Raw genomic sequence first — 8,578 nt, 5'->3', positions numbered from 1 at the left:
GCCGCGCGGCGCGCGTCAGGGGGTGTAGCCGTAGATCTCGAACGCGGCGCGGTCCAGCTCGGCTATGCGGGCGCGCAGTTTCGGATCCCACTCGATCGGGGCCTTCTTGCTGACCCAGTATGGCGGTTCTTCCAGCACCTTGTCGCGGTCGTATTCCGCGCCGATGTCGTCGAGCAGGTCGCACAGGTCCTGCGCGATGGTCTCGAGCTTCAGCACGCGGGTGTTGCCGAAGCTGCCGAACCGGCAGTAGAGCCGCGTTACGTAGGCCGGCTGCTTCTCGATCATGTCCGCCATCATCGCGTTGAAGTCGTCGCCCCGGATGCCGTTCAGCTCCATGTTCGGGTGGTAGTCGAGCGGTTGTCCGGTTGTGCCCCAGTCGCGCCAGGCGCGGTCAGGCGCGCTCATGTACTTGAACCAGCTTTCGTACCATGAATACGGGTTGCGCACCGCGTGCACCAGCACCGGTGACGGGTTGCGACGCAGCCGCCGCACCGCCAGCGCGTATTTCAGCCACTCCTTGGGTCGCCGGTTGGGCCGCTTCGAGCCCAGCGGCGGCACCAGGATGTGCGACGCGTCCGAATGCTTGCCGCCGATCTGGTAGGAGACCAGCCCTTGGTCGTAGAGGATGCGCGAGACGAAGCTGCCGCCGGTCTTGGGAATGTGCAGGAAGATCGCGTCGTTCTTCAGGTATAGGGCCATCTGCTTCGGTCCTCAGTCGGTGGCGCGGGCGGAGCGGGCGTTGGCCGGAAACGCGTTCCGGATTGCGTCCGCCTGGTCGGGGCTCAGGTTCGGGATCTCCTCGGGCGCGATGAGCGTGTCGCGCAGCCGGCCCAGCGGACCCGAGCGCGCCAGCCGGCGGGCCAGAGGCGACAGCAGACGGCTGCGCGCGACGGGCCGCAGGAAGGCGGGCACGTTCTCGACCACGGTGCCGCTGCCGGTCTTGGACTTAACGTTGTGGTGGTCCAGCGGAAAGCTCAGCGCGTCGGCGGCGGTGTCGGGCAGGTCCATGAACCTCAGCAGGCGCAGCACCGTGTCGCGCTGATCGCGCGCCAGCTCGTCCAGGCCGATTTCCAGCAGCGGCGGGTTGTCGAACGCGGCCAGGTAGCGCGCGCGGTTCTGGTCGAACTCGAACATCTCGGCGGTGAAGTCGCGCCGGGCGCAGACGTGATCGACGTAATCCGAAAGCGTGCCCTCGATGCGGTCATGATTGACGTGCGCCTTGTTCGACCGGCGCTGCACGTACATCGACCGCATCAGCGCCGCGGTCTCGCGCGTGCCGATCAGCAGCGAGACAGCCTCGTCGCCGAACACCTGCGCCAGCCGCGGGGCGGTGCGCGACGGGAAGATGCGCGCGTCGCGCTGGCGGCTGGACCAGCTCGACAGCAGGAAATGCTCGTTCGACAGCACCACCGGGCCGTCGCCCGGCAGGTCGGCGATCAGGTCGGTATAGGCCTTTCGCAGGCCGGGCAACGCCTCGGCGAACGCCGCGTCGGATTCGAGATACAGCGCCTCGTTCAGCGTGGTGAAGAAGGTCCGCCGCCGCGGCGTAGCGTCGCGGTGAAAGCCGCCCATCCCGAGGTAGCGGATGTGGCCCGCGCGGTGCAGCACGTCGAAGACGCTGGTCTGAAGCGTCGTCGTGCCGGTCTTGGGATAGCCGAGGTGAAGCAGCAGCCGTGCCATGTCAGGTGTCCTGTTGTTTCTTTGCGTGCCGGCGGATTTGCACCGTCAGCAAGGTGGCGAGGATGATCGAGTAGACCGCCGCGCCGGCGCCGGCCGCCGGCTGTCCGAACAGATACGGCCCCAGGGCGCCCGCCACGACGAAGCCCGCGAAGGCGGTCAGCGTGAAGGCGAAGAAACGCCAGCTGCCGAAGGTGATCTGCACCAGCGGGCCGAAGGCGAAGATGCAGGCATAGATCGCCGATCCCAGCCCCAGCAGCACCAGGTTCGGCAGGGCCGCGCGGAACGTTTCGCCGAACAGCAGCGCCAGGATCTCGCCGCCGGCGAAGACGATGACCAGCATGGCGATCGCGGCCACGGCGGCGGTCCAGCGCGTCAGCTTGAACGCCAGCGCCGCCGCGTCGGAGAACCCGCCCGACGCCACCATGCGGCTGAACTCGGGGTAGACCGACACGCGCGCCGACTGGGCGAAGCGCGCGACCAACGCAGACATCCGGTAGGCCACGCCGAACAGCGCTGCGGCGGCCGGGTCTAGGATGGCGCCGACCATCAGCATCTCGCCGCGCTGGCGGAACGCGGTCAGGCTGCCCGACGCGCTGACCCCGAAGGCGAAGCTGAGGAAGCGACGGCGCTGGCCCGCGTCGGGCCAAAGCCTGGTGTCGCCCGGATGCGTCTGCCGCAGCTTGCGCCAACCCAACACGATCATCGCGACCGAGGTCACAGCGACGACCAGCGGAATCACAACCAGGTACGCCGCAAGCGGCGCGTCGAGCCAGAACAGCACCGCGGCGTTCACCAGCAGAAGCGCGGCCTGGACGCTGTTGACCGTGACCACCTGGCTGAACGCATCGTAAAGCCGCAGCGTGCCGATGCAGGTGCTGGTGCCGGAGAACAGAAGCGCCGCCGCATAGACCAGACCCCAGCGGCCGGTTTCCGGGTCGAGGCCCACCACCCCAGGGAAGAACGCCAGAAGCACCCCCGAGATGACCGCCGCGATGGCGGCGGCCGCGAAGTCCAGCGTGACGCCGAAGACCCACAGCGGCGTGACCGGGTTCTCGCCGGCCTCGTCCTCGGCACCCAGCTTGATGAAGGTCTGCCAGTTCTGGAACGCGATCACCTTCGAGATCAGCTCGCACGTCGCCTGCACCAGGAACAGCCGGCCCAGGTCGGCGGGCTCCAGCGCGCGGGTGTTCAGCGTCAGCGCTAGGAATCCCAAGCCCGTGACGATAAACTGCCCCGACAGCAGGACGCCGAAGTTCTTGACGATGCGCTTGAGCGGCGAGCTCATTCGAGCGCCCAGAAATCGGCCGGCTTGCCGGCCAGCGCCAGCGCCTCGGCGGCCTCGGGGCGAACCTTGTCGAGGAACGCCGCGCGTGTCTGCGGCGACAGCTCGACCTTGCCGATGGGCTTCTTGAAATGCTGCCGTCCCAACGCCCGCAGATTGTCCGGCAAAACCTTCCGGGCCAGGCCGTCCAGCCCGGCACGGCGCATGAATTCGAGAATCCTGCCGTCGCTGCGCAGGCCCACCGACAGGTTCTCGTGGATCGGCGCCTCGGGGGTAAAACGGGAGATGCCCAGGAAATCGGTGGCGCGTGCATGGAACGCGTCCTGATCGCGGACCATGTCCTCGAAGAACAGGACCAGCACGTTCTCGGCGCCGTAGGCGTCGGCGAAGCGGCGATAGGTCGAGGCATAGGCCATGCTGTCGAGGATCAGCGGGTCGGTCAGCAGCGCGCGCTCGCAATCGGAGTCGACGATGTCCTGACCCGCATCGCGCAGTTCGCGCCACATCGAGATGCCCCGCGCGACCGGGTCGCGCAGCACGTAGATCAGTTTCAGCTCGGGCAGCATCTCGCGGATGCGGTCGAAGGCCTGCGGGTACACGGCGTTGCACGAGTAGCGCCAGCTCTTTTCGCCGGCGCGCGGCTCGCCCGCGTGATGGGAATAGAGCGAGCGGTAGTAATCCTCGCCCCGGGCGAACTGGTGGTCGAAGGCGAAGAAGTTGGGTTCCTGCACCCGGGCGAAGCACACTTCGGGATGCTGGTCGAGGTAGCGCGCCAGCGACGAGGTGCCCGCCTTCGCGGTCCCGATGACGAGGAAGTTCGGCAGCGTGCTCATGCGGGGGTGCTCGTCGACGTGTATCCGAAATGGCGAAGCGCTGCATCATGCGGAGCGAGGCCGCGCCGGATCGCGTTAGCCTGATCAGATGACAGTCGTGCGATATCCGCGGCGTTCATGTCGCGAAAGCTCTGCTCGGGGTAATCCTTCACGCCCAGGCTGACGCGCGGGTCGATGTCGGACAGTTGCGGCAGGGCGTCGGCCAGTCTGTCACGCAACGCTTCGGGGTCGCGCGCGACGTCCTCGTAGGTGGTGACGATGGCGCCGGGAATGTCCGCCGCGTCGCGCAGCATCTCGAACCGGCGGCCGCAGATCCGGCCCAGCGCCTCGTGAAAGGCGATGTCGTCGCGTTCCAGACCCTGGCCCGCAAGCTCGGGGTGCCAGGTGCGGATCACGGTCGAGGGGGCGTAGCGCTTGGCCCAGCTGGCGCAGACGGCGACCGGGTCGCGGCTCATGACGAGGGCCAGCGTCGGCATTTCCGAAAAGGCGGCGGTCAGCGTACGGAAGCGGCACAGGTTGGGCGGAGATTTCTCGACCACGACGCAGTCCCGGCCGGCGGGCACGCGGCTCAGCCAGACGCGGCGGATCTGCGCGTAGTCCAGCGGCAGGTCGGGATCCCAGCGCCGCCCGGTGGCGGACATCGCGGGCACCAGCCACTGCCCTTCGCCCGACGGGGTGAGACGCACGGCCGAGCGCGAACTGCCCAGCATCTTCGCCAGCGCCGTCGAGCCGCCGTTGGGCAGGCACGCGACGAACAGCCAGCGGGTGCCGGGATTGTGCCGCAACCGCGGCAGAAAGGCCGACGCGACGCGCACGCCCCCGCCGTACAGGTGCAGCGCACCCTTCTGCAGCGGCGTGCGGATCGCGCGCGAAACCTGTTTCGCAACTCCAACCAAGATCGACCTGCCCCGCCGCGTCACGTGTACCATTGAAAACCGGGTCTTTACGACTTCGCATCCGGACGAGGTCCGGGCTCGGCCCAGCTTGGCCTTACCTTACGCAAGCGGTAACCGCAATCAAACCGATCGTGCTGCGCGCCGATAGTGCCGGTCGGCAATGAAGCGTCGCCGTGCCCGTTTGCCCATTATTGAGGCGCCGCGAGACCGGGCCTGTGTCAGGTATCGTAGTACCGCTTAGCGTAGTACGAATACGCGCCATACCGCCCGGCATAGCCGTATCGCTTCAACCCGCGCGGATCGATCTGCGACAGCACCGTGCCCAGCACCCGAACGTCGCCCGAGCGCAGGGCGCGCAGCGCGTCCTGGATCATCTTGCGGTTGGTCTGGTTCCATTTGACCACCAGCACGGTGGCGTCGGCGTGCTGACCCACGACGCGCGCATCCGGCACGATCAGCACCGGCGGCGTGTCGAGGATGACGATGTCGTAGTGCTCGCGCAGCGTCGCGATCAGGTCGCTGAACTTCTGCGACGCCAGGATGTCGGCGGCGTTCACGCTGGAGCGGTCGCCCGGCAGCACGTCGAAGGCCAGCTTGTCGCCTTTCACGATGACGTCGTCCAGCGACTTGCGCCCGTCCAGCGCCGCGATCATCCCCGAGGTGTTCCCCGGCAGGTCGAAATAGTTCAGCAGCGTGCGGCGGCGCAGGTCGCACTCGACGATGATCACCCGCTTGCCCAGGTTGGCGAAGTTGTGGGCCAGCGACACCGACATGGTCGTCTTGCCCTCGCCCGGCACGGCCGAGGACAGCATGATCACCTGCGGCGGATGATCGACGTTCGACAGCATGATAGACGTGCGGATGTTGCGGATCGCCTCGACCCCGGCCGATGTCGGGCTGCTGTTGAGGTAGCCAATCAGCTGGTTGCGGCGCTTCACCGGGAAGCGCGGCGCCTGGCCGATCACGCCGAGGCCGGTGATCTCCTCGAGCTCTTCGGTGCTGCGCACGCCGTGGTGCACGAACTGGCGGTACAGCACGAAAGCCGAGCCGATGAGAACGCCGAACAACGCCGCCATCACGATGATGCGCGACTTGCGCGGCTCGACGTAGCCACCCGGAAGCGCCTCGGACAGGATGCGGCTGTCGGCCTGTTGCAGGCCGCGCTGGACCGAGGTTTCCTTGAGGCGCGTCAGGAAGGTCTCGTATAGGGTGCGGGTCGCCTCGGTGTCGCGTTCGAGCTGTTGCAGCTCGATCAGCCGGCTGGCGCGCTGCTCGGCCTCGTCTTCGAGCTGCGAGAAGGAGGATTGCAGCGCCTCCTGCTGGCGCGACAGGCGGTCCGCGGCGTCGCGGGCCTGTTGCAGCACCTGCGCGTAGCGTTCCCCGAACAGCGCCCTGTCCTCGGGGCTGGCGGCCCCGTCGTCGCCCAGGATCCGCTGGAGGGCCGCGTCGCCGGCGGCCTCGGCCATGGTCTGAATGTCGCCGGTCTCGCGGGCGTTCTCGAGCCTCTCGACCCGGGACTGAGCCACGCTCAGGTCGGCGCGGGTCTGAGCCACGCGGTCGCGGATGCTCTGAAGCTGCTGGTTCATCGCTTCCAGCGCGGCCTGGTCGGTCACGCCGATCTGGCTGCGCAATTCGTTCAGCGTGTTCTCGCGCTCGTTCAGCTCGGCCTCGAGCTCGACCACCCGCTCTGACAGCCAAGACACCGCGTTCTCGATCGTCAGGACTTCACGTCGATCTGGTCGGCGATGTACAATTCCGCCAGCGTGTTCGCGATCAGCGCCGATTTCTGCGGGTTTTCGGTCGTGGCGCGGATGGTGAACAGGTAGGTGTTGCGCTGCAGGTTCACGTTGATGCTGGCGCGCACCTGGTTCACGGCACGGTTGATCGCGGCGGCCTCGTCGCTCATGGCTGGCTCGGACACGTTGTTGTCCGGCACCGTAGGCGGCGCGATGGGCAGGCCCAGCTCGGATGCCGCGGTGCGCGCGGCGTCGATGACGGGGCCGATCAGAGTGTCGAGGGAATATTGCGGCGGCGGGCGCAGGGCGGGGTTGAACTCGGGGTCCTCGTGAAGATCCAGTTCGCGCACAAGGGACTCGAGCAGACCGCGAGAGCGGATCACCTCGATCTCGGTGTTGATGCCTTCGAAATCGGTCCGAACGCCGGAAACGACGCTTTCGATATCGACCAGCTGGTTGTCGGTGTTCTGGAACACCAGCGTCGTGGTTGCCCGATACTTGGGCACCGCGACCACATAGGCGTTGTAGGCGCCGACCGCGCCGGTCAGCAGGGCGCAAACCAGCAGGATCCACTTCCCCCGCCACAGCGCGCCGAGGAACGCGGCGATGTTGAATTCATCGTCGCTTTCCACGTTCGGCTGCGCTGGTGTCAGGCGGGTTGCCGAAGTTTTCTCGAGCATTGTTGTTCAGGTCCCATGGATCCAAGCTTGCCTTTCACAGTTTCGCGGATTGGACAATATAGGCCGGCTTGACAGAGTGAATTTTGCGCACCGAATACTCCTTTGGTTTATGCGGGTGCGAACTTCCTGTCATTTAACGTTCGCGCGAAAAGCGAAAAGCGGTGAATGCGGAATGAACCGCGTGCCGGCACCCTTTCCTCCGGGCACGGGGTTCTTTATCGGTGCCGCGGAAAGAGGCGCGCGGCGCGGCGCGTCATCACTTTGACCGGGGGCATTGATGCAACGCATTTTCATTACCGGGTCCGCAGGCTTCATCGGATTTCACCTGGCCCGGCTTTTGCTGGACGAGGGGCACGCCGTGGCGGGCTTCGACGGTATGACCGATTATTACGACGTCCGCTTGAAGGCCCGGCGCCACGCGATGCTGTCGCAGACGCCCGGTTTCTCGGCGACCGAGGCGATGCTCGAGGATCGCGAGGCGCTGGATGCCGCCATCGACGGGTTCGAGCCCGACGTGATCGTGCACCTCGCCGCGCAGGCGGGCGTGCGCTACAGCCTCGAGAACCCGCGCGCCTACGTCGACGCCAACGTGATGGGCACCTTCAACGTGATGGAGGCCGCGCGCCGACACTCCGTGCGGCACCTGATGATGGCGTCGACCTCGTCGGTCTACGGCGCCAACACCGAGATGCCGTTCCGCGAGACCGACAAGGCCGACACGCCGATGACGATCTACGCGGCGACCAAGAAGGCGACCGAGGCGATGGGCCACAGCTACGCCCATCTCTACGACCTGCCGACGACCATGTTCCGGTTCTTCACCGTCTACGGTCCCTGGGGTCGTCCCGACATGGCGCTGTTCAAGTTCGTCGAGGCGACGCTGAACGGCCGGCCCATCGACGTCTACAACCACGGCGAGATGTACCGCGACTTCACCTACGTCGACGATCTCGTGCGCGCGATCCGGCTGCTAATCGACGCGGCACCGGTGCGGCCCGACGGCCCCGAGTCGATCGAGGAGGGCGACAGCCTGTCGCCCGTAGCGCCGTTCCGGGTGGTCAACATCGGCAACTCCAAATCCGAACGCCTGCTGGATTTCGTCGACGCGGTCGAAGAGGCGCTGGGCGTGCCGGTCACCCGCAACTTCATGGACATGCAGCCCGGCGACGTGCCTGCCACCTGGGCCGAGGCGTCTCTGCTCGAACGTCTGACCGGCTACCGGCCGCAGACCGACATGCGCGATGGCGTCCGCCGCTTCGTCGAATGGTACCGCGACTACTACGACGTGGCTTAAGCGGCGCTCGTGACCGCGCGGCGACACCTGCGCCGCGGCGTGTGCGCGGCCGTTGACGCCGCGTGTGCGACCGGCTTGGATCGGCACGGGGACGCGGGCGACGGGCGCGTGAAGGACGGAAGAAGGCGGCGGACATGCAGATCGAGCCCACGGACCTTGCGGGTCTCTGCCTGATCA

8 protein-coding genes are annotated in these 8,578 nt (G+C 66.9%); 1 reads left to right on the top strand and 7 read right to left on the bottom strand.

The genetic code is table 11. The features are described 5' to 3' along the window. Positions 1-15: 15 nt before the first annotated feature. From ACFDTC_RS06070 to ACFDTC_RS06040, 7 genes are all read right to left on the bottom strand, one after another. Positions 16-699, bottom strand: a complete 684-nt coding sequence (locus ACFDTC_RS06070; protein WP_375257984.1) for a hypothetical protein — start codon at positions 697-699, stop codon at positions 16-18. A gap of 12 nt (positions 700-711) precedes the next feature. Next, entirely contained in the window at positions 712-1,680 is a 969-nt protein-coding gene (locus tag ACFDTC_RS06065) for a sulfotransferase domain-containing protein (RefSeq protein WP_375257983.1), read from the bottom strand. Position 1,681: 1 nt separating this feature from the next. After that, positions 1,682-2,965 (bottom strand): lipopolysaccharide biosynthesis protein, encoded by a 1,284-nt coding sequence (locus ACFDTC_RS06060; protein ID WP_375257982.1) that lies wholly within the window; start codon positions 2,963-2,965, stop codon positions 1,682-1,684. Further along, the gene (locus ACFDTC_RS06055; RefSeq protein ID WP_375257981.1) at positions 2,962-3,795 is read right to left on the bottom strand and encodes a sulfotransferase; all 834 of its coding nucleotides are present in this window, start codon (positions 3,793-3,795) and stop codon (positions 2,962-2,964) included. Before ACFDTC_RS06055 ends, ACFDTC_RS06060 begins: the two co-directional genes overlap by 4 nt. Beyond that, positions 3,792-4,691: a hypothetical protein gene (locus ACFDTC_RS06050; RefSeq protein WP_375257980.1), complete on the bottom strand. Its 900-nt coding sequence runs from the start codon at positions 4,689-4,691 to the stop codon at positions 3,792-3,794. Before ACFDTC_RS06050 ends, ACFDTC_RS06055 begins: the two co-directional genes overlap by 4 nt. Positions 4,692-4,909: 218 nt before the next feature. Then, entirely contained in the window at positions 4,910-6,394 is a 1,485-nt protein-coding gene (locus ACFDTC_RS06045) for a polysaccharide biosynthesis tyrosine autokinase (RefSeq protein ID WP_375257979.1), read from the bottom strand. Between the two features lie 14 nt (positions 6,395-6,408). After that, positions 6,409-7,059, bottom strand: a complete 651-nt coding sequence (locus ACFDTC_RS06040; RefSeq protein WP_375257978.1) for a Wzz/FepE/Etk N-terminal domain-containing protein — start codon at positions 7,057-7,059, stop codon at positions 6,409-6,411. 325 nt (positions 7,060-7,384) lie between these two features. Between ACFDTC_RS06040 and ACFDTC_RS06035 the strand changes: the two genes are divergently transcribed. Next, positions 7,385-8,401 (top strand): NAD-dependent epimerase/dehydratase family protein, encoded by a 1,017-nt coding sequence (locus ACFDTC_RS06035; RefSeq protein WP_375257977.1) that lies wholly within the window; start codon positions 7,385-7,387, stop codon positions 8,399-8,401. Positions 8,402-8,578 lie beyond the last annotated feature (177 nt).

Origin of the sequence: Citreimonas sp., assembly GCF_042096055.1 — a bacterium.
Classification (GTDB): Bacteria; Pseudomonadota; Alphaproteobacteria; order Rhodobacterales; family Rhodobacteraceae; genus Citreimonas.
This window is presented reverse-complemented; position numbering and strand designations above follow the sequence as displayed.